We start from the raw sequence: 23,139 nt of genomic DNA, 5'->3' as shown, positions 1-23,139 counted from the left end.
GTTTTTGCAGCAGGTAATATCAACAGAAAGGCGGTTTGAGTGAAGTGTTATAGTTTTTTTAATAAGTACAACGGTTTATTTTGCCTGTTGCTATTGGCGTTGGCGTCTTGTCAGCAGGTGCCACAGGCAAAAACGCCGGATCACGCTAAGCGTTGGTTGGCAGGAGACCACCATCTGCACAGCCATTACAGTGTAAAATGGGATACTTCGGTATTTCCCCCTGCGCCGGTGATTGGTGGAGATGCCAAATATTCTATCCCGTTGAATGCCCAAATGGCGGCGCACTATGGCTTGAGCTGGATGGTAATAACAGACCACGGTGGACCAAACCGCGCCAAATTGGCGCTGGAGCAGGCGTATCCGGAGCTGCTGGCATCGCGTAAAGCGCTGCCGGATATTTTGCAATTTTACGGCATGGAATTTGATGTGCCGGGCGACAGTCCCGGTGGCCGGCATGCCAGTTTTATTATGCCGTACAGTGCCACCGAAGCGCAGCAGCTGTACCAGATAGAAAGCCGTTATAACGGCCGTCAGGGCGTACCGCCGGGACCGGAAAAGGCTGAAGATGCATTTATGCTGTTGGCGCTTAAAGCCATGGATGCGCTACCGGATAAACCCTTGCTACTGGCAAATCACCCTTCGCGTTTAGCTACCGGTTTTCGTCAGTATCATAAAATTACCCCACAACAATTACGCGACTGGCAGGATACTGCGCCGGATGTGGTAATTGGCATGACCGGCGCTGAAGGCCATCAGGCTGCCACATTAAACCCGGATGGCAGTACCGATGCCAGTGCTATTCGCGCCGAATACCCGCACTATCCGACTATGGGGGGCTACGACCAAATGACGGCACGCTTAGGCGGTGTCTGGGATAGCCTGCTTAGTGAAGGTCGCCACTGGTGGGTCACCGGTGTGTCTGACAGCCATGGGCATTACACCGACGGCTGGGCCGATTTCTGGCCGGGACAGTACGCCAAAACCTATGTGTATGCTGAAAAAGACTATCAGAGTATTTTTGCTGCACTAAAAGCGGGCAATGTATTTGTCAGCACCGGCGATTTAATTGATGCTCTCTATGTTGACGTGCTGGTAAAAAATACCGGTAGAAAGGCCACCTTAGGTGAAACTTTGCTTGTGTCGGCTGAAGATGAGTTAGTGCTGCGGGTACGTTTTCGCGCCCCGGACGGTAAAAACGGTGGTGGTTTTCAGCCGCAGGTACAGCGGGTAGATGTCATACAAGGTGTAGTGAGTGGCCCGGTGCAAAATCGTAATAGCGATGAAGCGCCAAATACCAAAGTAACAAAACGTTTTTACGCCAGCGATTGGCAAACTAAACACGGCTATAGCGAGTTTACGCTGGCGCTGGGTAAAGTTAACCACAGTGGTTATTTGCGCTTGCGCGGCACCAATAACAAAGATGAACATGAACCGGAAGCTGATGCCAAAGGTGAGAATCCCTGGCATGACTTATGGTTCTATAGCAATCCGGTTTTTATCAAGTTAACGGACACAAAGCATTAAACCTTTAAGCAGCCCTTACATCAGTTTTACGAAGGCAGGGCTGCAGCATGCTGACTTAACGGCTGAGTTGCTGCTGCCAGCTTAGCAGTGCATCCAGCTGTTTACGCACCAGGCCTTGTATTTTCTCGTCTATCAGGTTGCCATCAGTATCAAAACTGCCGGCAAAGGCATTTGAGAACACTTCCGGCTGGTTTAACGGGTGCAGGTTTAAGAATACGCATACCTGACGCAGATGATACTGTGACCGGCTGGTACCCATGCCGCCGCCGGCGCCCATAATGGCCACGGGTTTACCGCTCAGCAGGTGGTTATCCGGTTCGCGCGATGCCCAGTCCAGCGCATTTTTCAGCGCCGGTGCCAGCGAATAGTTGTATTCCGGACAGGCCAGTATCAGCGCATCAGCTTCGCCCATCTGTTGCAGCAATTGTTTAACGGCAGCTGGCTTTTCTGCCAGATCAGAGTTGTAAAAGGGGACTTCCATTAAATCTGCGATATGAATTTTCATACCTTCTGGCGCATGCGCCTGAGCGTAGCGCACTAAACCGCGGTTGGTGGATTTGGCTCTTAAGCTGCCACAAATAGCCAGCACATTAATACTCATTGTTTACTCCCTGGTTTGCTGTAACGACTGTTCAGTGTAGCTTAGGTTCAGCGCTTTGGCCTGGGTTCAAATTATTTGAACATGAAGCGCAAATTATTCCGCTTTTTCTGCTACAGCTCAGCGACTACTCTGCTTAGGTAATGTGAACTTATTTGAGGAGATAACAAAATGTTTGAGATGAGATATGCAGCTGATCGCGGCAAGGCAGATTTCGGTTGGTTACAGAGTCAGCATACGTTTTCGTTTGCCAGTTATTATGATCCGGCGCAAATGGGCTTTTCAGCACTCAGAGTGATCAACGACGATAAAGTGGCGCCAGGTGCGGGCTTTGACACCCATGGTCACAAAGACATGGAAATTTTAAGCCTGGTACTGACAGGTAAAATTGCCCATAAAGACTCGGCAGGTAATACCGAAGTACTGCCGGCAGGTGAGTTCCAGCTGATGAGTGCTGGCCGGGGCATCTACCACAGCGAGTTTAATGCCAGTAACGCAGAAGATCTGAAGTTTTTGCAAATCTGGATCCAGCCGAATCAATTCGGTGGCGAGCCGGGGTATCAGCAAAAAGACTTTGGTCAGGACGAAGGCTTAACGCTGATCCTGTCGCCGGATGGCCGGGATGGCAGCCTGACGGTGCGGCAGAATGCATTTTTATATCAGTTGATACTGGCACAAGCAGGTCAGCAGCAGTTGGCGCTGGCTGCCGGGCGCAAAGTATATATTCATCTTATAACGGGTGAGCTTGACGTATCAGGCCATACGCTGCAGCCAGGCGATGGTATTAAAATCAGCGAACAGGCGGCATTGCAGTTAAAAGCAACGGCTGACAGCAAAGCGCTGATATTTGACCTGCCGTAACGGCGCTTGAGCAAAAAGATGGATGGTCAGACTGGTATTTTGTTAACATTCTGCCAGACTGAGACCAGATAACAACAGGATGTTGTAGATGAAACGCTATCTGGTCGCTGTACTTTTATTGGCCGCGTCAGCACTGGCTGGCTCGGCCATGTCTGACGCCGGCATAGCAGAGATTGACCCCAGGCCTGCTGAGCCAACAGCAGCAACTTCAGTGTCGGTGCTGCGTTTTGTTGTGTATTACCCGCATTTCCCACCCTATATTTATACTGAGCCGCCACAGAACCAGGTTATAGGTATTATTCCTGATTTGCTGGCACCACTATTTGAGCAATTGCAAATAAAAACGGAATATGTGCTGGATAACCGCTCCGGCGCTGAGCAGAGGCTGTACAAAGGCGATGTAGATGCCATGATGCTAAATCCGGCCTGGGCTAAGCACCCGGACAAGCTACTGTTTTCTGATGGCATTATCCCGTACAACGACTATCTGTTTGCCAGCTCAAAGCAGCAGTTGCCACTGCAGACAGATAAATTGCAGGGTACAAAGATATGTACCCGTGAATACTATGTTTACCCGCAGCTTGAGCCCTTGTTTAACAGCGATACCCTGCTGCGGATAGACTCATCCAGCCAGGAAGCTCAGCTGCGGATGGTGTTCAATAACCGCTGCGATCTGGTGTACATGAACGACTTAATCGCCCGTTGGCTGGTACAGCATAACTTTTCAGATCGCAGTTTGTACCGGTCGGGTATGTATGTGGGGAAAGCCGCGTTAACCATAGCGCTTCATCCACGCTGGCAGGCGCTGTTGCCACAGTTAAATAACTTTATTAAACAGCAACAGCAAAGCGGCGAAACTGAGCGCATTATCAGCCGTTATGTCAGATAACGGCTGATATCAGCTTTAGGGATAGAGCAGATAAGGTTGGCGCTGACGTTTAAATTGTTGCAACTCAGTTTGCCAGCCGGCACGGATACTCGCCTCACTCAGGCCTTGTTCAATTTGCAAACGCAGTTTGTCGGTGCCGGCCAGCTTATCCATAAAAGAGGGCGAGCTGAAAAATACCGCGTTATGTGCTGTAAACAAAGCATGCCAACGTAACAGGTAACTCAGATCTAAACCGGCGGCTTTTACCCGGCGCAGGTCTTCACCAAGCAGTGCTTTGTCCATCAGCGGTGGCGTCAGTGCGGCCCCTGGCGTTGATACCGGCATAAACTGAAAATTACCCAGGCCAAACTTATCGTAGCCAATTACCTGAAATGGAAAGGGCGTGCCACGGCCAACACTGAGCGGCGTTGCTTCAAAAAAGCCCAGTGATGGATAAAGGGCAATTGCTTGCGCGTTGGGTAAGTTGGGGCTGGGTTTTACCGGCAATGCGTAGGGCATCGCATGCTGGTAAGCCTGCATCGGTATTACGGTGAGTTTTAACTGCTCTGCAGCGGCTATCCAGTGTTCACCTTTAATCATCAGCGCCAGTTCGCCCACTGTCATACCATGCAACAGCGGGATAGGGTGCATACCAACAAAAGATCGGAAGTTCAAATCCAGCACCGGGCCATCGATATAGGCACCGTTCGGGTTTGGCCTGTCGAGTATCAGCATAGCGACACCGTGCTCGGCCGCGGCTTCCATTACATAGTGCATCGAGCTGATATAGGTGTAGTAGCGTACGCCGACATCCTGAATATCAAAGATGATGATATCCAGTTGCTGCATCTGCTCAGCACTGGGTTTTTTGCTGGCGCCATATAAAGACAACAGAGGCAGGCCGGTTTTACTGTCAGTGCCGCTGCTGACTTTAGCGCCGGCATCATGATCGCCGCGAAAGCCATGTTCTGGCGCAAAGATACTGACGACATCAACGCCGTGCCTGAGTAATTCATCTACCAGATGCTGCTGACCAATCAACGAGGTTTGATTAACCAGCACGCCGACTCTTTTGCCCTTTAGCAAGGGTAAGTACAGCTCTGGTTGCTCAGCGCCGGTTTTAAACGCTGCTGCGGCTGCAGGGGCGTCTGTCTGGCTTTTACTGTCAACCTGACATGCCAGCAGGCAGCAGCTTAACAACAGCAGCAGTAACGGCTTCATGCCGGTTTATCCTGCTCTAACACTTTACGGATAAAGCCATGTTGCTGCTCAAGCTGTGTTTTACAGTGTTCAATGCTTTGTCCGCTTAAAATATGCAGTATTGCCAGTTTGGCACTCATATCGGCCGCTTTTAGTGCATCGCGTGCAATTTGTGGCTCGCAATCGGTAGCCTGGATCACAATGCGCACGGCGCGGGCCACCAGTTTTTCGTTGCTGGCGTGCAGGTCCACCATCAGGTTCTGGTATACCTTGCCGCTGCGGATCATGGCTGTGGTGGTCAGCATGTTCAGAATAAGTTTTTGTGCCGTGCCGGCTTTCATCCGGGTAGAACCGGTAACCACTTCGGGCCCGACAACAGCACAGATGCCGGCGTCAGCGGCTGTCAACACCGGCGCATTGGCGTTGCAGCTGATAGCGGCAGTAAAACAGCCCAGGCTGCGGGCATACGCCAGCCCGCCCAGCACATAAGGGGTGCGGCCACTGGCTGCGATACCAATCAGAATGTCATTTTTGCACAGATCAATTCGTTTTAAATCGTCTACCGCCAGGTCCGGATTGTCTTCTGCACCTTCTACGGCTTTGTACACTGCACCGTTGCCACCGGCAATCAGGGCTACCACTTGTGAAGAGGGCACGCTGTAGGTTGGCGGGCATTCTACCGCATCCAGAATACCCAGGCGGCCACTGGTACCGGCACCGAGATACACCAGACGGCCGCCGGCAGCAAAGGCCGTAACGATGCGGTCGGCAACGGCTGCAACATCGCTCAGACAGCTTTGCAGGCTGTGGGCAACGGTTTGATCTTCGGCATTAATACGCTGCACGATTTCCAGACTCGATAACAGGTCAATATCCCAGCTGTCGGGGTTACGCGCTTCAGAGCTCATGGCGTCAAGCTGTTGTAATAAAGCGTCCTGTGGGTTATTCATCATGATGTTGTCCTGAAATGGTGTTGTTCTGTAATGGTGTCGTCAGAGTTGAAGCCAGAATTAATGCGCCATCCAGCGCACTGCCGCGTGCATTTTGCAGCAAAGCGCGGCTCTGGCTGTTTAGCAGTGGTGCAGTAACCTCTGCCAGGCCGCCGAGTAAAACAACCGGCAGCTCAAACTGTTCGCGGGCCCGCCACAGCAGTTGCTGTACCGCTTCTGTATGGCGTTTAAGCAGCATATCGGCTATGTCACAACGCCCGGCATGGCTGAAAACCAAAGGTGCCAGCGCAGCATAATCATTCGGGCTGGCAGTTTTTAGCCAGGGCAGTAAAGTGGCGTCATCTTCACCGATTTGCAACGCCACGGCGTTCAGTAACGGGCTGGTAATGCCTGCTATGCTATCCACCTGCCACAGCAACTCGCGTACGGCTTGTTTACCAAGCCAGGCTCCGCCGCCTTCATCGCCGATATTAAAGCCCCAGCCACCGACCTGGCGCTCGGTGCCGTCGGCCAGTAAACGCATGGCAACTGAACCTGTACCTAGTGCCACAACCAGTACCGGCTGGCCCAGATTAGCGCCGTAAAGTGAGGTTTTGGCGTCGGTGGTTAATAAAAAGCCGGCATAGTGTTTTGCCAGCTGCTGGCTGGCCTGTAAATGCTGTTGTGGATTACCGGCACCGGCCAGGCCCATTACTGCAATGGCCTGTTTGCTGCTGATACCGGCTTGCTGGCACAGGCTGTTACTGAGCAGGTTGATATTACTCAATGCCAGTGAAAAATCATTCGTCAGCGAGGCCGGGCCGGCCTGTTGCTGCCAGCTTTGGCTTGTTGCCTGGTTGGTCAGCCGGGCCAGAGTTTTGCTGCCACCACCATCGACAGTCAGGATCCACATATTGTTATTCCTCTTTCACAGCCGCTGTGCTGCTTGCTTTACCTGCTAAGCACACCAGTGTTGCGATAACAGTGCCAATACACAGCTGCCAGGTAAAACCCAGGTCAAGTGCGGCCAGCGTCGGGCTGAGGTGCTGTAAAATATAAGGTTGTAATACTAAAGTGACTGCAAAGCCACTCAGCAGCGCTGCGGTGACCGAGTAACGGTTACCGCGCTTACTGAACAGGGCGGTGAAAAACACGCCCAGTAAACCGCTATATGAAAACACCATCACACTCAGCGCAAATGCCAGCAATGGCATATCAGAATATTGCTGCCAGTAAAAACACAATACGGCCATCAGTGACAACGTAATAGCTGTACCGAGCATGCCAAACTGGCCGGCACGGACAAAATGTTGCTCGCTGGTACTGGCATCGCGCTTTAATTTCCACGGCTTGTACATATCGGCAACCAGAACCGACGACATAGAATTCAGGCCTGAGGTAATAGTCGATAAGGCTGCAGCTATAACGCCAACCACCACCAGCCCGCGCAGGCCTGACGGCATTTCATTAAGCACGTAATACATAAATACGGTTACTTTTTCACCGGCAAAGCTGTCGGCAAAACTTTGCGCCGGCTGATAAAGATCTGGCCGCTGGTAAAAAATGTACAGTAAAAACCCTATCAGAATAAATACCAGCATAGTGGGTATTACCATCAGCGCTGAACTTAACAGCGCCCGCGCACCGGCTTTGCTGTCTTTACAGGTCAGTACGCGTTGTGTCATGTCCTGATCCAGGCCAAAAGCGGCAATATTCAGTAAGATAAACCCGGTTAGCGCCGACCACATATTAAATACACCGCCGGAGCTGACATCAAAACGCCAGTCGAACAGCAGAAGCTTTGACGTACCACCCTCTACCGGCTGCTGCAACGCCTGTACCAAGGTAGCAAAGTCAACGTTGATACTGTAATACAGGTAGCCTAGTACCAGCAGTGCCGCCAGCACATAGACAGCGCACTGCAGCGCATCGGTATAGATAACAGAACGGATACCACCTGCTACAGTACAAGCCAGACCAATAACGGCCAGCAGAGCAATCGCTGCCAGCACACTGCTGGCCTGAATGTTGTTAAACAGCAACATCGCAACGGCAATGGCAGCCATATACAGCCTTGCACCGCTGGCAAAAATACGGCCGAACAGGTACATCTTGCCGGCATGATCTTTGGCACTGGCACCAAAGCGTTGCTCCAACAGTTCATACACTGTGGTCACTTTTAATTGATAATAACGCGGCAGTAAAAATTTAATGACGATAAACGTTGCAATGAGGGCGCCGATATTGGTAGCCAGGTAGCTGAGGTTACCGCGAAAGCCCATATCCGGTCCGCCCAGAAAGGTGGCGGCAGATTGCGAGGTGGCCAGCACCGACACGGCAACTACCCATACCGGCATACTGTTTGCTGCGAGGAAATAATCATTGCTGCTGCCGGCTTTGCGCCGGTTTACCGACCAGCCCACCAGCGCCAATAGCGCGAAGTAGCCAAAAAATACCGTCCAGTCCAGTACCGTCAGTTGCATGTCATACCCGTTAGCGTGAAAAAGTACTTAACCATACCATAATGTATAGTGCATGAGTAAAGTATTCATTTAGATTTTACTTGAATGAATAAATTATTTTTGTTGTACTGCATCCTGCTTTCGACACAATAACAGGATACCGCCGTGATGGTTCTCACTTTCAGGAATGCTATGTCATGCTTAAACCGCGCTTCACTGCTGTTACTCAGTCTCTGCAGTTTCACCTTACCGGCGTTAGCTATGGCTGCTGATAGCAACGTGCCTAAAGCCAGCGTTAAACAGATGCTGGGGCAGAAATTGATGCTTGACCTGCGCTATTACTGTGAAGAAGCGCCGGTTAATGGCCAGTGCCGCACAGCGATGACTAAACTGCCGGTTGAACTGGCGAACCTTATCCGCGACTACGATATCGGCGGCGTTATTCTGTTTGCGGAGAATTTGCAGGATGTCGCACAAATTGTGCAGTTAAACCGTGACATGCAAACCGCAGCGGCGGCGTCGGCTTTGAAACTACCACTGTTTATCAGCATTGATCAGGAAGGTGGCCGGGTCGCCCGCTTGCCACGCAGTCTGGCAACCTCTTTTGCCGGCAATATGGCGATTGGTGCAACTTATAGTGCTTTCGGCACAGCCTTCGCCACTGAAGTGGGCCGGGTACTGGCCGATGAACTGCTGCCGCTGGGTATAAACCTGAATTTTGCCCCGACCATTGATGTTAACGTTAACCCGCAAAACCCGGTAATTAATGTGCGTGCTTTTGGTGAAGATCCCGCCATGGTGGCTGACCTGGGAGGGGCCATGACTGCGGCGATGCAGCAGCGTGGCATGATAGCCGCACTGAAACACTTTCCGGGCCATGGTGATACCGAGGTAGACAGCCATCTGGGCCTGCCGCGGGTAGAGCATAGCATTGAGCAAATCCGTAAAGTCGATTTACTGCCATTTGCCAACATAATAAAGCAGCATAATCCCGGTATGATCATGACAGCGCATATTCAATACCCGGCACTGGATAACAGCACCTTTGTCTCCAAAGACGGTGAGAGCATGCTAAAACCGGCTACGCTGTCACGCAAAATTCTGCACGGCGTATTGCGCGAAGATATGGGCTATAACGGCGTTATCGTAACAGATGCGTTGGACATGGCGGGTATCAGCAAGTTTTTTAGTCACACTGAAGCCGTAGTACAAACCTTTGCTGCCGGTGCCGACATTGCACTGATGCCAGTTAAGCTGCAGCATCCGGGCGAGTTGCAGGCTCTGTCAGAGCTGCTGACTGCGCTGGAGAGCGCAGTGCAATCCGGTGCGCTTGATCAAACTGAACTGGAACAGTCTTACCAGCGCATTGTTGCGCTTAAACAGCAGTATCCATTGCTGCCAACTGAAAAAACACCTGCACAGCAAATTAAAAAAGCACAGCAGGCACTTGGCAATGCAAAGCACCGCCAAGCCGAGTTGGCACTGGCCAAAGCGGCTCTGACACAGGTAAAACCCGCCGCAGGTTACTTACCGTTTAAACTTACCGAAACAAAGAAACTGTTACTGGTGATGCCGGATCAGACTAAAGCGAAAGCATTGTCGGCGGCCTTGCAGCATTACAGCAAACAGCATTTTTCGATAGACACGATAAGCCTGCAGCAAACCGATTTAACCGACGCTGGCGCTAAAATTGCTGCAGCGGATGTGGTGATTAGTGGCTTTATCGCACCAATGCAAAGCCTGGCCGATATTGGCGGTATGGATGACTTAACCGGTGTTGCTAACATAGCGGCGGCATATGAGAGGCAGACGCTGCAGTATGAAACCTTACTGCCGCAAATTAAAGCGCGGAAAAAGCCGCATGTCTTTTTAAGCCTGCGTGCGCCTTACGATATTAGCCGCTATGGCAACTATGCAGATATCGTGCTGGCCAGCTACGCCTATAACACCGCAGAAGATGCCACAGCAATAAATGCCGGCAATGCGACCTATGAAGCGATTGCGCAGGCGCTACTTGGCCAATACAGTTTAACCGGTACTTTGCCGGTAACCGTATCGCAGGCCGCGAACTGATGCTGGCAGCTATCCGGCAGCATTGCCAGGCTATTTTATCCGCGGTACCGGCTAACCGCATGCTTGCGCTTGATGTGCTGCGCGGCCTGACCATTACCGCGATGATCCTGGTTAATAACCCCGGTAGCTGGAGCTACGTTTACAGCCCGCTGTTGCATGCCAAATGGCACGGCTGGACCTTTACCGACCTGATTTTTCCGTTTTTTATTGTCATTGTTGGTATGTCACTGCAACTTAGTCTGCAGCGACAGCAGACAGCCACAAAAGCTGCATTGTTAAAACACGCTTTACTGCGTTCGGTTAAGCTGTACCTGCTGGGGCTGTTTTTGGTGCTGTTTTACTATAATTTCCGCGACCCTTCCTACAATTACATCGAGCAGAAACTGATGGCAGTGCGGGCGTTGGGAGTATTGCAACGCATTGCGCTGGTGTACTTTTTTACCATGTTAATAGCGCTGTACTGTGCTACGCGCGGCCGCATTATTGCTATGTTAATGTTGTGTGCGCTGTATCTGGCCGGAATGTGGTATTTACCGTACCAGGACGCATACGGCCAGCAGTTTGTTGGTTTACTGGAGTTTGGCAACAGCTTTGCTGCTTGGCTTGATCATACTGTACTGGGTGCGCAGCATGTGTATTACCGCACCGCCACGCCCTTTGCGTTTGATCCGGAAGGCCTGTGGTCAACACTGCCGGCCATCGCCAGCTGTGTCAGTGGTTTACTGATAGCGCAGTGGTTGCAAGCGCAGCGCACACTGGTGCAAAAAGCCCGTGGTTTGTTGCTGTGTGGCGTGGTCGCAGTATGGCTGGCAGAACTGTGGCATTTTTCATTGCCGATTAATAAAAGTTTATGGACGCCGAGCTTTGTACTGCTAAGCAGCGGATATTGTGCTATTGCGCTGGCCGCCTGCCTGTGGCTGTGCGATATCAAAAAATACCGCTTATGGAGCGCACCTTTTGTGGTATTCGGTGCCAATGCCATTTTATTTTTTATGTTTGCCGGTATTGCCGCCCGTTTGCTCGGCATGATCCCGGTAGGCGATATCTCGCTGCAAAGCTGGTTGTTCAGTAACCTGTATCAGCCGGCTTTTGGCAACTATAACGGTTCACTGGCCTTTGCCATCAGCTTTTTACTGCTGTCGTATCTGCTGATGCATTGGTGTTACAAGCGTGGCATTTTCTTAAAGGTATGATGTGTTAAATACGGCATATTTTTAGTTCGGGCACCTGAGCTCTGGCAATTTTTATTTGTGCAGATTAAGGTACGATGAAGTAAAGATAAAACGATACCAGCATGAGCACCATCAGGATTGTTTCCAAACTCGCCGGCGTATCTACCGCAACGGTATCGCGCACACTGAAAAACCCGGAGCTGGTATCGCCTGACACCCGGCAACGCGTGATGCAGGCAGTGCAAAGTGCCGGTTACCGGCCAAATCAGCTGGCACGTAATTTCAGCTCAGGCAAGGCTTATGCTGTGGTGGTGCTGGTGCCTAATGTCGCTAACCCCTTTTTTTCCCGTGTGATCCGCGGCATTGAGCAGGAAGCCCAGGCCTGTGGCTATGCAGTATTGCTGGGGGATACTCAGGGCAGCGTCAGTCGTGAGCAGGAATATGCCCGCATGGGCCTGACCAGCCAGGCGGATGGCTTAATTCAACTTGATAGCCGTTATCCGTTTTCCGAGGAAGATCGCAAGCTGGCGGCGACAGTGCCTTTTGTTAATGCCTGTGAGCGCATCGATGAACCCGCCGGTTATCCGGTGGTCGAGTTGGATAACCGCGGCGCGGCCCGCGCCCTGACACAGCATTTGCTTGATCTAAACCTGAAAAGGCTGGCAGTGATTACCGGGCCGGCGCATAGCCCCATAGTGCGTGACCGTTTGGCAGGCATGAAAGATGCGCTGCTCGGTGCGGGCTTAACATTAGCGGCTAATGCTGTGGTGGAAGGGGATTTCAGCATGCAATCGGGCCACGATGCCGCACAGCGTTTACTGCAGCAGCCAGAACGGGCGCAGGCTATTTTTTGCATGAATGATGAAATGGCCATTGGCGCTATGCGTTGTCTGCGACAGCATGGGCTGCGTGTGCCGCAGGATATTGCGATAGCAGGTTTTGACAATATTGAGTTTGCTGCCTTCACCGAGCCCAGCCTGACGACTATCGATCAACCCGCAGAACAGTTAGGCCGGCAGGCGATGCGCGCACTGTATCAACTGATGAGAGGCGAGCCTTTGGCCCAGCAGCATATGATGCTGTCATACCGGCTGGTGGTGCGTGACAGCACGGCAATAATCACGGATAAAAAATAACCAATCCCGCTTGACAAAATTCCGCCAGAGATTTAGGTTAAATGATGTAACCGGTTTCATTAAGGCGATCACAGAATTGCTCCGGTGCAGAAGATAAAATTATCCGTGCCGGCGTAAAATAATGCCGGTGCCAGCAAGGGGAGACTAAGGGTGAACAGAGTTAACTCAGGCGCCGCTTCACGTGTCGCTGCGCAGAGCTTATTGCTGCTTGCTGTGATGGCAGGCTGTAAACCCGTCGCAACCAATACTGTAGCTATACCGACTGTGACCACTAGTGCTGAAGTTCAGGCAGAACCTGCAGATGACTGGCAGTGGCTGTTTAATGGCGAGTCTACCAACAGCTGGACTGACAGCAATGGCAATGAAATTGGTCAGCAATGGCAAATAATTGATAATGCTCTTGTGCTAACCGCAGCTGGCGGTGGTGCCATTGTCAGTAAACAGAGTTTTACCGATTTTGAGCTGGAGTTGGACTGGCAAATCGCTGCTTCGGGCAACAGCGGTATCTTTTATAAAGTTGCCGGACCTGACAGCAGGGTACGTTCAGGCGGTTTAGAGTACCAGTTGCTGGATAATGATAACTACCCAGGTCACGATAATCCTATTCATTTTACTGCCGCATTATTTGATATTTACCCGCCTGAGCTTGACGCCCATTTACCTGCCGGCAGCTGGAACAATACACGCATTGTCGTGCGCTACCCGCATGTCGAGCATTGGCTTAATGGCAAGCTGGTACTGCAGTTTGAATTAGGCTCTGCTGACTGGCAAAAGCGGGCGGCACAAAGCAAGTTTGCTCCCGAACATGTATTGGGAGCCGATGAACCCGGACATATCATGTTGCAGGATCATGGCGACAGAATTGCGTTTCGCCAGATCCGTATCCGAGCGCTATAACAGGGACCCGCTATGTATTCTACTGACATTAAACGCCGCCAATTTTTACGCCTTGCCGCCGCAGCCGGCCTGACTTGCCAGCTGCCGCTTAGCTGGCAACTGCTGGCATCTGAGTCATCTGAGCCGAAGATCTCACTGGCGCAGTGGTCTTTGCACCGGCAACTGCGCGCCGGGCAGCTTAAGGTGCTGGATTTTGCAGTAAAAACCCGGCGCGATTTTCAACTTGGCGCGGTTGAATATGTAAATCAGTTTTTTGCCGACAAAGCAAAGGATCAGCCGTTTCTGCGCCAGTTAAAGCAGCGCGCCGATGACAGCGGTGTCCGCAGTCTGCTGATTATGGTCGATGCTGAAGGTGATCTGGCTGCGATAGACCAAAAGCAGCGGCAACAGGCGGTAGAAAATCATTATAAGTGGGTCGAAGCAGCCGCCTTTTTAGGCTGTCACGCTATCCGCGTCAGCATCGCCGATCACGCCACAACGGATGCTGAAAAAATGCAGCAGGCTGCTGTGCAAGGTTTGCAGCAACTGGCCGCTTTTGCCAAGCCTTTTGGCATCAGCATCATCGTCGAGAACCATATGGGGCACTCGATGCACGCTAGCTGGCTGGCGACAGTGCTGCAGCAGGCTGGGAATGCGGGCAGTTTGCCGGATTTTGGTAATTTTAGTGGTGACAAATATCAGGGCATGCAGTTGCTGCTGCCTTATGCCAAAGGGGTCAGCGCAAAGAGTTATGCGTTTGATGCCTCAGGTGCTGAAACCAGCATTGATTATCGACGCATGTGGCAGCTGATCCAGGTATCAGGCTATCAGGGCTATATCGGTATCGAGTACGAAGGTCAGAATGCTGACGAAGATGCCGGTATCCGGGCTACCAGAGATTTATTGCTGGCTGTCGCCAGCCATGCCGGACGTTAAGGCGACCCTGAACGTCCGGTATTTTTGGGTTTTGCGTGTAACCGGTTACATGTGTAACCGGAGCAGGCAAAATACCGCACCGATAAAAATATTATAACAAGGCACATTACTGCAAAGTGTGCAGATGAGGAGAGCGCAAGATGTCAGGACCGTCCGGACAACAGGAATATGATGTAATAGTGGTCGGCTCAGGGGCCGGTGGTGGTATGTCGGCATTGATACTCAGTATTGCCGGTTTAAAGGTGTTGATGTTAGAGGCCGGCCGTCATTACGACCCGGTAACAGAAACGCCGATGTTTAATCTGCCAAAAGAAGCGCCGCTGCGTGGCGCCAGCACGCCGGATAAACCCTTCGGTTTTTATGACGCTACCATTGACGGCGGCTGGCAAGTCCCGGGTGAGCCTTATACTCAGGCCAGCCGTGATCCACAGCAGCGTTTTGACTGGTGGCGCGCCCGCATGCTCGGCGGGCGTACCAACCACTGGGGCCGTATTTCACTGCGCAACGGCGAGTATGATTTTAAACCCTACAGCCGCGATGGGTTGGGGCTTGACTGGCCGATAAGCTATGCCGACTTAGCGCCTTATTACGATAAAACTGAAATGTTAATTGGTGTATACGGTGAAACCGGTCATGGCCTGGAAAACACACCGGATTCGCCAGAGGGCATTTTACAACCGGCGCCCAAACCGCGCGCTTATGAGCTGCTGGCAAAGAAATCCTGTGACGAGCTGAATATTCCGGTGATCCCGGCGCACCTTGCCATTTTAAGTCAGCGCCAGGATCACACCCGCTTGCCTGCAAAATTGTTTCCAAACAGCGCATTGGGGCAAAAAGTAGTTGCTGATTCGATGCAATCCCGCGCCGCCTGTTTTTGGGCGACGCCTTGTGGCCGGGGCTGTTCGATTAAAGCCAATTTTCAGTCGACCACGGTGTTAATTCCACCGGCACTGGCCACTGGTAATCTGACCATTATCACTGATGCCATGGTTCGCGAAGTGACGCTGAACAAAGCCGGTAAGGCTGACGGCGTCATTTATATCGATAAAAACAGCCGTCAGGAAGTGAAAGTAAAAGGTCGTGCCGTCGTTGTCGCGGCCAGTGCAGCTGAAACGGCGCGGATTTTTCTTAATTCACGCAGCCCGCTATTCCCCGACGGTATCGCCAACAGTTCCGGTCTGGTTGGCAAATACCTGATGGATACGGTTGGCGCAGGCGTCAGTGGGCAGATCCCGGCGCTGGAAAACCTGCCTCCGATGAACGAGGACGGTGCGTCTGGTATGCATTTGTATCAGCCGTGGTGGCTATACAAACAACAAAAGGCAGGCAAGCTGAATTTTGCCCGGGGCTATCATATTGAAATGAGCGGTGGCCGGGGCATGCCGGGCGCAGGTGCTTTTGGTGGGCTGCAGAGCTTTACTGAGGGCGCCTACGGCGCCGACTTTAAACAGGCGTGTCGGCGTTATTACGGCACCTTTGTTCACTTTGCTGGCCGCGGTGAAATGATACCGAATGAAAACAGCTATGCGGAACTGGATCCGACGGTCGTCGACCAGTGGGGGATACCGGTACTGAAATTTCACTGGCAGTGGTCAGAGCATGAGATCAATCAGGCCGCGCATATGCAAAAAACCTTTGCCGACATTATTACCGGTATGGGTGGCAAGGTAACCAGCAATATCGAAACCGATGGTCGTAAAGCTATTGCCAGCGGCGGCTCCATTATTCATGAAGTCGGCGGCACTATTATGGGCGCTGACCGCAGAAAATCGGTGCTGAACCAGCACTGCCAGACCTGGGATGTGCCCAACCTGTTTGTGGCGGACGGTGCGCCTTTCGCGTCAAACGCCGATAAAAACCCCACCCTGACTATTCTGGCGCTGGCCTGGCGCACCAGTGATTACATTGTTGAGCAGTTCAAGCAAAGGAATATTTAACATGGCACACGACAAGCAAACCCAGATCACTAATGTTAAACGCCGTGATGCATTAAAGTTGCTGGCAACGGCGGCTGTCGCTATGCCGGTAATGAGCATGGCAAGCCATGCTGCTGCGGTAACAGCGAAAACCAAAGGCGCCGAACTGATTTACCGGCCGACCGATCCTGACATGTTAAAGCCAATTGTGCCCTGGTCGATGACGCTGACCCAGGCCGAGCTGGATGATTTAGCGGTGCTGGCTGACATTATTATTCCGGCTGATGCGCAGTCGCCTTCAGCTGCCAGTCTTGGTGCCCAGCACTTTATCAATGAATGGGTCAGTGCACCTTACCCGCAGCAGAAAGCAGATTTGGTGTTGGTGCGTGGCGGCTTGGTCTGGCTAAACGCCGAAGCAAAAAAGCGGTTTGACAAAGCCTTTGCAAAGCTAAGTACCGACCAACAGAAACAAATTTGTGACGACATCTGTTTTGAACCTAAAGCAGCCGCCCACTTAAAACACGGCGCGCGCTTTTTTGCCAAAGTGCGCGACTTAACGGCTACCGCGTTCTACACCACAGAACCCGGTATGGCCGACATCGGCTATATCGGCAATAAACCCATGCCCAGTTTTGACGGCCCATCTGATGAGGTGCTGCGCAAGCTGAAACTAAAAAGTTAAACCAGGCCCTCATCAGAGGGCTACTCAATCTGACACAAGTGATAGAAGACAGGGTTCTGATTGCGTTTAGGCAGTAAGAGAAACTCATTGCTCAGAACAATAGTTAAAACTAGAAAAAATGAGAGCAACACACTATGTACAGTAAAAAAGGGTACAACAAAACGGGGAATACCATGCAGCCGGTCAGGCTGCGCAAACACAGGTTAGCGCAGGCGGTAAGCCTTAGCCTGCTGTTAACCGCCGGCAGCAACCTGGCATTAGCGCAGGAAGCTGAGCCCGCGGCAGAAACCAAAGCCGAAGCTGAAATTGAGGTAGTACAGGTCCGGGGGATCCGGGCCAGTATGGCCGAGAATATGGCGATAAAACGGTTATCCAGTGCGGTGGTTGATGCGATTACCGCTGAGGATATCGGTAAGTTTCCGGATAAAAACGTGGCTGATTCACTGCAGCGGGTACCAGGGGTTGTGATCCAGCGCGATGGTGGTGAGGGCTCAACAGTCAGTATCCGCGGCTTATCGTCCGATCTGACCTTTACCCAGTTAAACGGTAACTTTATTGCATCGTCACCCGGCGAGCCGTCACGTTCCTTTGATTACACCTTGCTGCCGTCGGCGATGATCCAGACCGTTGAAGTGTTTAAATCGCCCGAAGCCAGGCTGGACGCTGGTGGGGTCGGCGGTACGGTATTGCTGCATACCCGTAAACCGTTCGATATGGACGCCAATTCCGGTGTACTGAATATTGAATCAACTTATGCTGATGTTACCGACAAACATGAGCCACAGTTTACCGGCGTATATTCCTGGAAAAACGACGCTGAGAGCCTGGGGTTATTGGTGGGGTATACCCGGCAAAACCGCACCAGCCGCGTGTTGGCAGGTGGCACAGATTCAAATGTCTGGCGCTGGAGCGGCGTGGCTGACGCTGCTGTTGATGTGAATGGCAACCCGGTAGACAACAACAATAACTGGGCTGCACTGACCGATGCTCAGGGTAATGTTTACAATGGTGTTTGGTTTCCACAGGTAGCGCGCGTTGGTGTTACCAAGGAAGAGCGCGAGCGTGAAGGTTTGCAGCTTACCGGCCAGTGGCGCCCCACCGACCGCATAGAGCTGGGGTTTAACTACTTTGGTTTTACCTTGGGCCAGGACAGAACCCGTTCAGTGGTGTCGATGCCTGAGTGGTCATTAAACCCTAATTTTCTGACCGGCGTTACGCTGGATGCTTCAGGTACCATTATCACCGGCATGGATTATACCGTCGGCGCCGGCGGTGCCGAAAATGACCTGCAGTTTCCCTGGATGAACGGCAGTTATGTGCGCGAGGAATCAACCTCTGATACCTTCGATTTTAACTTCAGCTATGAAGGTGACAGCTACCGGCTGAAACTGGTTGCCGGCAACACGGAAGCAAAAGGTGGGCCGACCGAAAGCTGGGATGTCGCGTATAAAAGCTCCAACTGGGGCGAAAACCAGCCCTTCATTGAGAATGCGGCGCAATATGCAGGCTGGTCGCTTGGGGATCGTATGTCAATGTATATGGACCCTAACACCCTGACCAATTTGCTAAACGGTGTTGGCGGTGGGCGTGATCCGGGCTCATCAAACTCCAGCTTTGTGCGCAGCACGCTGGAAGAGCGCTACTATCAGCTGGATGTCGATTTTGATGTCGAATGGGGCATTTTCACGCTGATCCGCAGCGGTTTAAAATTCCGTGATGCCAAGTTACACCGCGAAACCGGTAATAACTTCTTTCTGGCACCGGATTTTGATATCGAAGGTGCGTTGGCCAGCGGCCGTGGCATCGATCAGTTTGACAGTTATCAATGGAACGGCGGTATGCCGCTGGCAAGAGATGTATTAAAGCCAGAGGGCGAAGGCAATATTGCCGGAGGCTTTGACATTAACCTGATGCCGGTTGTCGACTGGGATAAGTACCGCGACATTATATTAAGCAACTACAAACCTTATACCCGGATTGAAGACAATTTTGTCTACAATATCCGCGAAAAAGGCCAGGCCTTTTACCTGCAGGGTGATTTCAGCTTCGGCGACTTTCGCGGTAATACCGGTGTGCGGATAGTCAAAACCAAAACCACCGGCGAATCGACCGATTTATACACCTATTTCCTTGATCACACCGACGATGTAACCGGTTTACCTGTTACCGGCGATGCCCGTTTTGTTGAAAACTGGCAGCTGATATCGCAAACCAGTGAAGAAACCTATGTGTTACCCAGCCTGAATCTGGTGTGGGACGCCAGCGAAAATCTGGTGGTGCGCGGTGCATTGGCAAAAGTGATGTCGCCGCCGGGTTACAGCGATTTGGGGAGCCAGGAGCGTATTAGTTTTGTTTCAGACGAGTGGGCAGATGACCGTGCCGCTTTTAACACCCAACCCGGTTTTAGCGGCAGCGGCGGTAATAAAAACCTGAAACCGTTTGAATCGATGCAGGCTGACTTGTCGATAGAATATTACTACGGCACCGGCTCGGCAGTGGGCATGGCACTGTTTTACAAAGATGTAGATAACTTCGTGGTGCCACTGGTGATTGACTCGGTACGCGATTTTGCCGGTGAGCCAGGCGTAGTGGAGCCGGGGCAGATCACTATCAGCCCTTACAGCACTGTTGGTAATGGCTCTAATGCCAAGTCGCAGGGGGTTGAGTTGTTTATCCAGCATGCGTTTGATAATGGCTTTGGCATAAATGCCAACTACACCTACAACAAAACGAATCAGGCAGATGTGAACGTCGATGGCGAGAAATTCGGCGAGTCGCCGCTGGTAGGCAGTGCTAAGTACCAGTACAACCTGTCTGCATTTTACGAGACAGATGATTACAGCATCCGTGCGTCTTACAACAAACGTGGCGAAACAGTGCTGGGCATTAACAGCGGTTTAAACGTGTATCAGGACCCTTACGACCAGATAGATGTCAATGCTTCCTTTGCCCTGACAGAGCGGTGGTTGCTCACGGCATCGGTTATCAACCTGACCAAATCTGAATCAACATCGAGGTTAGGTAACGATACCGATGCACGTTTTTTAAACAACAGCTACTCTGGCCGGCGCTACTACGCAGGTATCACGTTTAACTTCTGAACCAGGCAGATAAAGAGGCGGAATAAATAATGAAAACAATACAAAAACGTCAGCTGCTGTGTGCGATGACTGCGGCTTTGGCACTGTTAACCGGCTGCGATAGTGGCGACACGCCAGATGCAAATGATGCACCGGCACCGGTATCAACCTCTGCAGAGATTGATACCAGTGCAGTAAAAGGCATTTTAACCGGCGCGGCTGTCAGTGTCAGTGCGTTAAACGGCACCGAGGTAAACAGTACTGCAATTCAAACCGACAGCAGTGGCAAAGCGTCGTTAACGCTGACTTCTGCACCGGGTTATGCTTTTAGCGCAGTGCATAAACTCGCTGTTACTTCTAACGCTGACAGCCTTATGTTGTGTGATCTCAGTCTGTGCGGAGACACAGCTTTGGGCGGGGAAGTAAACGCAGACGCGCTGGGCGCGGTGACATTAACTAACCTGTTCTGGTTAAAAGCACCGCTTGGCGCTGCTGCCGATGGCACAGCAGAAGCTACTGTGCAGGTAAATGCCCTGACCACCTTTGCCAGCCAGTTACTGGAAGCAGCAATTGCCGGTGGGCGCAACGTATCTGCTTTGGCGACGCTGGAACCGGCACAGCTGGAATACTCTGCTCAGCTGCTGCGTATTCTCGGTGTTGACATGCCGGCCATTAATTTGATGCAACAACCGCTGCAAAGTGCTGATAACGCGGAAAACTTTGCTCAAAGCAGTAACCAGCTGATAAGGCTGTCTTTTGTTAATGCGGCCTTCGCTCACATTGATGCTGATGCAACGCTGGCTGACAGTTTTGCTGCTGCAGCGGCGCAGGTGGCGCTGGCGGCAGAGGGCGATGAAACAGCCGCCACTGTTTTGCGCCAGCAGTTGCTTGATGCATTGCAGGGCCACCCGGTACTGGCACAGTTGGGATTAACCCCGGATAGCATTATTGATATTGAACTGCCACTGGTGGTGGCAGATAACAGTAGCGGGCCTATTCGTGAATACACCGCGGCGGCCTATCTGGCTGGTGCGCAAATAAGCTATCGCGGCGCTATCAGCGACAGCGAAAGCGGTGAGCAGGCCTTTGACGGCAACGCCGAGACGAAATGGCTGGATAACACCGCTGTGCCAAGTGCCGAAGCACCCGCCTGGTTAACACTGCAGTTTGCCGAGGCGCAAGCTGTCAGCGTGCTATCGATCACCAGTGCTAATGATGCGCCAGACCGCGACCCGGAAAACTTCAACCTGCAGGCTTCTAATGATGGGGAAAGTTGGTTGACGCTGGGGCAATGGGCCGGTGTCAGCTTTGAAGGTCGCTTTACGGCGCAGGATTTTGCCTTTAATAACAGCCTGCCGTATCGCTATTACCGGCTAAATATCACCAAAAACAAAGGTGATACCAACTTAATGCAACTGGCCGAAATACAGCTGTTTGGCCCGGTTTATCCGGACCAGATCCAGCAAGGCGGCAGCATTAGCGCCCGTGGTGCAATCGGTGATGCAGAGCGTGCTGAAATGGCCTTTGATGGCTTGCTCAGCACAAAGTGGCTGGACAACACCGCAGTGCCAACGGCAGAACAGCCTTCCTGGGTGCAAATTCAGTTTAGCGACGCCAAAGCCGTTAGCAGCCTGGCGATCAGTAGCGCCAATGACGCACCGGAACGCGATCCGGAAAACTTTAACCTGCAGGCATCGAATGACGGTGTGAGCTGGCTGACGTTGGGCGAATGGGCCGGCGAGAGCTTTGACAGCCGCGGCCAGCGCCGGTTATTCAGCACTAATAATAGTCTGGCGTACCTGTATTACCGGCTGAATATCACAAAGAACAAAGGTGATAACAGCTTAATGCAAATTGCTGAAATTGAGCTTATCGGCCCGGCAGTACCGGCGTTGAATCACGCGTTAACAGCAACAGAGGTAACGTCAAGCGGCGCTATCAGTGATGCTGAAGCAGCTGACTATGCGTTTGACGGCAATAGCCAAACCAAATGGCTGGACAATACCGCCGTGCCAACAGCTGATGCACCAGCCTGGGCTGCCGTTGTACTGGCAGAGCCGCAGGCCGTAAATATGCTGGGGCTGGTTAGCGCTAACGATGCACCAGAGCGGGATCCGGAAAACTTCAGCCTGTTGGCATCGAATGACGGCGAATACTGGGTTAGCCTGGGGCAGTGGGCCGGTATCAGTTTTAGCGAGCGTGCCGAGCGGCAAACGTTTGCGGTTGCCAATGCACTGGGCTATCACCATTACCGGCTGAATATCAGCAAAAACAAAGGTGATAACAGCTTAATGCAGGTGGCTGAAATTGAGCTGATAGGCCCGCAGGTTCAAGCGCAGGATCACAGTGATAATGCTGCAGCCGGGGTAACAGAGCGCGCCGCAATAAGTGATGGCGAAGCCGGTACTATGGCATTTGACAATAACCCGGCAACCAAATGGCTGGATAACAGCGGCGTGCCCTCGGTTGAGGCGCCCTCCTGGCTGGAAATCAGTTTACCGCAGCCGGTAATTGTGAATACCTTTGCCATCACCAGTGCTAACGACGCGCCGGAACGCGATCCGGAGAACTTCCGGTTGCTTGGTTCAAACGATGGTGAAAGCTGGCAACAGCTGGGCGACTGGGCTGGTGAAAGCTTTGCTGCGCGGGCTGAGCGGCGCAGCTTCAGCCTACTTAATGGCCGCAGTTTCAGCCATTACCGCATTGAAATCACCAAAAACAAAGGTGATAACAGTTTAATGCAGGTAGCAGAGTTTGAGCTGATTGGGCCCGTGCTTTAAGCTGAAAGCAATGTTGGCACACAAAGGCGCAGCTTATGCTGCGCCT

General features: G+C 52.0%; 17 protein-coding genes. 12 read left to right on the top strand and 5 right to left on the bottom strand.

Annotated elements, in window-relative coordinates; genetic code table 11:
- Window positions 1–39 precede the first annotated feature (39 nt).
- Window positions 40–1,524: a phosphoesterase gene (locus LHL18_RS16505; protein WP_226767894.1), complete on the top strand. Its 1,485-nt coding sequence runs from the start codon at window positions 40–42 to the stop codon at window positions 1,522–1,524.
- A 55-nt stretch (window positions 1,525–1,579) separates the two neighbouring features.
- Here LHL18_RS16505 and LHL18_RS16500 read toward each other — a convergent pair whose 3' ends face one another.
- Entirely contained in the window at window positions 1,580–2,125 is a 546-nt protein-coding gene (locus tag LHL18_RS16500; protein ID WP_134058152.1) for an NADPH-dependent FMN reductase, read from the bottom strand.
- Between the two features lie 168 nt (window positions 2,126–2,293).
- On the opposite strand from LHL18_RS16500, the gene LHL18_RS16495 reads away from it, so the two are divergent.
- The gene (locus LHL18_RS16495; protein ID WP_226767893.1) at window positions 2,294–2,983 is read left to right on the top strand and encodes a pirin family protein; all 690 of its coding nucleotides are present in this window, start codon (window positions 2,294–2,296) and stop codon (window positions 2,981–2,983) included.
- Between the two features lie 88 nt (window positions 2,984–3,071).
- On the top strand, window positions 3,072–3,872 hold the full coding sequence (locus LHL18_RS16490) for a substrate-binding periplasmic protein (RefSeq protein ID WP_226767892.1): 801 nt from the start codon (window positions 3,072–3,074) through the stop codon (window positions 3,870–3,872).
- 15 nt (window positions 3,873–3,887) lie between these two features.
- Here LHL18_RS16490 and LHL18_RS16485 read toward each other — a convergent pair whose 3' ends face one another.
- From LHL18_RS16485 to LHL18_RS16470, 4 genes are read right to left on the bottom strand one after another with little or no spacing between them, the layout of a single operon-like run.
- Window positions 3,888–5,072 (bottom strand): exo-beta-N-acetylmuramidase NamZ family protein, encoded by a 1,185-nt coding sequence (locus tag LHL18_RS16485; protein WP_226767891.1) that lies wholly within the window; start codon window positions 5,070–5,072, stop codon window positions 3,888–3,890.
- Window positions 5,069–6,004 carry an N-acetylmuramic acid 6-phosphate etherase gene (gene murQ, locus LHL18_RS16480; protein WP_134058144.1) on the bottom strand — a complete coding sequence of 312 codons (936 nt, stop codon included), beginning with the start codon at window positions 6,002–6,004 and terminating at the stop codon, window positions 5,069–5,071. The genes LHL18_RS16485 and murQ overlap by 4 nt, the downstream gene beginning before the upstream one ends.
- Entirely contained in the window at window positions 5,994–6,893 is a 900-nt protein-coding gene (locus tag LHL18_RS16475) for a BadF/BadG/BcrA/BcrD ATPase family protein (protein ID WP_226767890.1), read from the bottom strand. The genes murQ and LHL18_RS16475 overlap by 11 nt, the downstream gene beginning before the upstream one ends.
- Before the next feature lie 4 nt (window positions 6,894–6,897).
- Window positions 6,898–8,463 carry a sodium:solute symporter gene (locus LHL18_RS16470; protein WP_226767889.1) on the bottom strand — a complete coding sequence of 522 codons (1,566 nt, stop codon included), beginning with the start codon at window positions 8,461–8,463 and terminating at the stop codon, window positions 6,898–6,900.
- A gap of 171 nt (window positions 8,464–8,634) precedes the next feature.
- Here LHL18_RS16470 and LHL18_RS16465 point away from each other — a divergent pair, with 171 nt between their 5' ends.
- From LHL18_RS16465 to LHL18_RS16425, 9 genes are all read left to right on the top strand, one after another.
- On the top strand, window positions 8,635–10,515 hold the full coding sequence (locus tag LHL18_RS16465) for a glycoside hydrolase family 3 N-terminal domain-containing protein (protein WP_226767888.1): 1,881 nt from the start codon (window positions 8,635–8,637) through the stop codon (window positions 10,513–10,515).
- The gene (locus LHL18_RS16460; RefSeq protein ID WP_226767887.1) at window positions 10,515–11,708 is read left to right on the top strand and encodes an acyltransferase family protein; all 1,194 of its coding nucleotides are present in this window, start codon (window positions 10,515–10,517) and stop codon (window positions 11,706–11,708) included. The genes LHL18_RS16465 and LHL18_RS16460 overlap by 1 nt, the downstream gene beginning before the upstream one ends.
- Before the next feature lie 101 nt (window positions 11,709–11,809).
- Window positions 11,810–12,823 (top strand): LacI family DNA-binding transcriptional regulator, encoded by a 1,014-nt coding sequence (locus tag LHL18_RS16455; protein WP_226767886.1) that lies wholly within the window; start codon window positions 11,810–11,812, stop codon window positions 12,821–12,823.
- 150 nt (window positions 12,824–12,973) lie between these two features.
- On the top strand, window positions 12,974–13,720 hold the full coding sequence (locus LHL18_RS16450; protein ID WP_226767885.1) for a 3-keto-disaccharide hydrolase: 747 nt from the start codon (window positions 12,974–12,976) through the stop codon (window positions 13,718–13,720).
- Window positions 13,721–13,732: 12 nt separating this feature from the next.
- Window positions 13,733–14,635 (top strand): sugar phosphate isomerase/epimerase family protein, encoded by a 903-nt coding sequence (locus LHL18_RS16445; RefSeq protein ID WP_226767884.1) that lies wholly within the window; start codon window positions 13,733–13,735, stop codon window positions 14,633–14,635.
- Window positions 14,636–14,775: 140 nt separating this feature from the next.
- Complete coding sequence (locus LHL18_RS16440; RefSeq protein ID WP_226767883.1) at window positions 14,776–16,572, top strand: GMC oxidoreductase; 1,797 nt, start codon at window positions 14,776–14,778, stop codon at window positions 16,570–16,572.
- Between the two features lies 1 nt (window position 16,573).
- Window positions 16,574–17,233: a gluconate 2-dehydrogenase subunit 3 family protein gene (locus LHL18_RS16435; RefSeq protein WP_134058126.1), complete on the top strand. Its 660-nt coding sequence runs from the start codon at window positions 16,574–16,576 to the stop codon at window positions 17,231–17,233.
- 134 nt (window positions 17,234–17,367) lie between these two features.
- Window positions 17,368–20,334 (top strand): TonB-dependent receptor, encoded by a 2,967-nt coding sequence (locus LHL18_RS16430; RefSeq protein WP_226767882.1) that lies wholly within the window; start codon window positions 17,368–17,370, stop codon window positions 20,332–20,334.
- Between the two features lie 29 nt (window positions 20,335–20,363).
- A complete protein-coding gene (locus LHL18_RS16425) occupies window positions 20,364–23,093 on the top strand; it encodes a discoidin domain-containing protein (protein ID WP_226767881.1) in 2,730 nt (909 codons plus the stop codon).
- Window positions 23,094–23,139: the final 46 nt, after the last annotated feature.

This window comes from Rheinheimera aquimaris, from assembly GCF_020531985.1.
Classification (GTDB): domain Bacteria; phylum Pseudomonadota; class Gammaproteobacteria; order Enterobacterales; family Alteromonadaceae; genus Alishewanella; species Alishewanella aquimaris.
The sequence above is the reverse complement of the archived record's forward strand: the minus strand, read 5'-3'. Positions and strand labels throughout refer to the sequence as shown.

Excerpts from the sequence above, each read along its gene's own strand:
- LHL18_RS16475 (WP_226767890.1), bottom strand. The coding sequence starts at position 6,893 with ATGTGGATCCTGACTGTCGATGGTGGTGGCAGCAAAACTCTGGCCCGG.
- LHL18_RS16465 (WP_226767888.1), top strand. The coding sequence starts at position 8,635 with ATGTCATGCTTAAACCGCGCTTCACTGCTGTTACTCAGTCTCTGCAGT.
- LHL18_RS16425 (WP_226767881.1), top strand. The coding sequence starts at position 20,364 with ATGAAAACAATACAAAAACGTCAGCTGCTGTGTGCGATGACTGCGGCT.
- LHL18_RS16455 (WP_226767886.1), top strand. The coding sequence starts at position 11,810 with ATGAGCACCATCAGGATTGTTTCCAAACTCGCCGGCGTATCTACCGCA.
- LHL18_RS16435 (WP_134058126.1), top strand. The coding sequence starts at position 16,574 with ATGGCACACGACAAGCAAACCCAGATCACTAATGTTAAACGCCGTGAT.
- LHL18_RS16490 (WP_226767892.1), top strand. The coding sequence starts at position 3,072 with ATGAAACGCTATCTGGTCGCTGTACTTTTATTGGCCGCGTCAGCACTG.
- LHL18_RS16440 (WP_226767883.1), top strand. The coding sequence starts at position 14,776 with ATGTCAGGACCGTCCGGACAACAGGAATATGATGTAATAGTGGTCGGC.
- murQ (WP_134058144.1), bottom strand. The coding sequence starts at position 6,004 with ATGATGAATAACCCACAGGACGCTTTATTACAACAGCTTGACGCCATG.
- LHL18_RS16460 (WP_226767887.1), top strand. The coding sequence starts at position 10,515 with ATGCTGGCAGCTATCCGGCAGCATTGCCAGGCTATTTTATCCGCGGTA.
- LHL18_RS16500 (WP_134058152.1), bottom strand. The coding sequence starts at position 2,125 with ATGAGTATTAATGTGCTGGCTATTTGTGGCAGCTTAAGAGCCAAATCC.
- LHL18_RS16485 (WP_226767891.1), bottom strand. The coding sequence starts at position 5,072 with ATGAAGCCGTTACTGCTGCTGTTGTTAAGCTGCTGCCTGCTGGCATGT.
- LHL18_RS16470 (WP_226767889.1), bottom strand. The coding sequence starts at position 8,463 with ATGCAACTGACGGTACTGGACTGGACGGTATTTTTTGGCTACTTCGCG.
- LHL18_RS16445 (WP_226767884.1), top strand. The coding sequence starts at position 13,733 with ATGTATTCTACTGACATTAAACGCCGCCAATTTTTACGCCTTGCCGCC.
- LHL18_RS16495 (WP_226767893.1), top strand. The coding sequence starts at position 2,294 with ATGTTTGAGATGAGATATGCAGCTGATCGCGGCAAGGCAGATTTCGGT.
- LHL18_RS16430 (WP_226767882.1), top strand. The coding sequence starts at position 17,368 with ATGTACAGTAAAAAAGGGTACAACAAAACGGGGAATACCATGCAGCCG.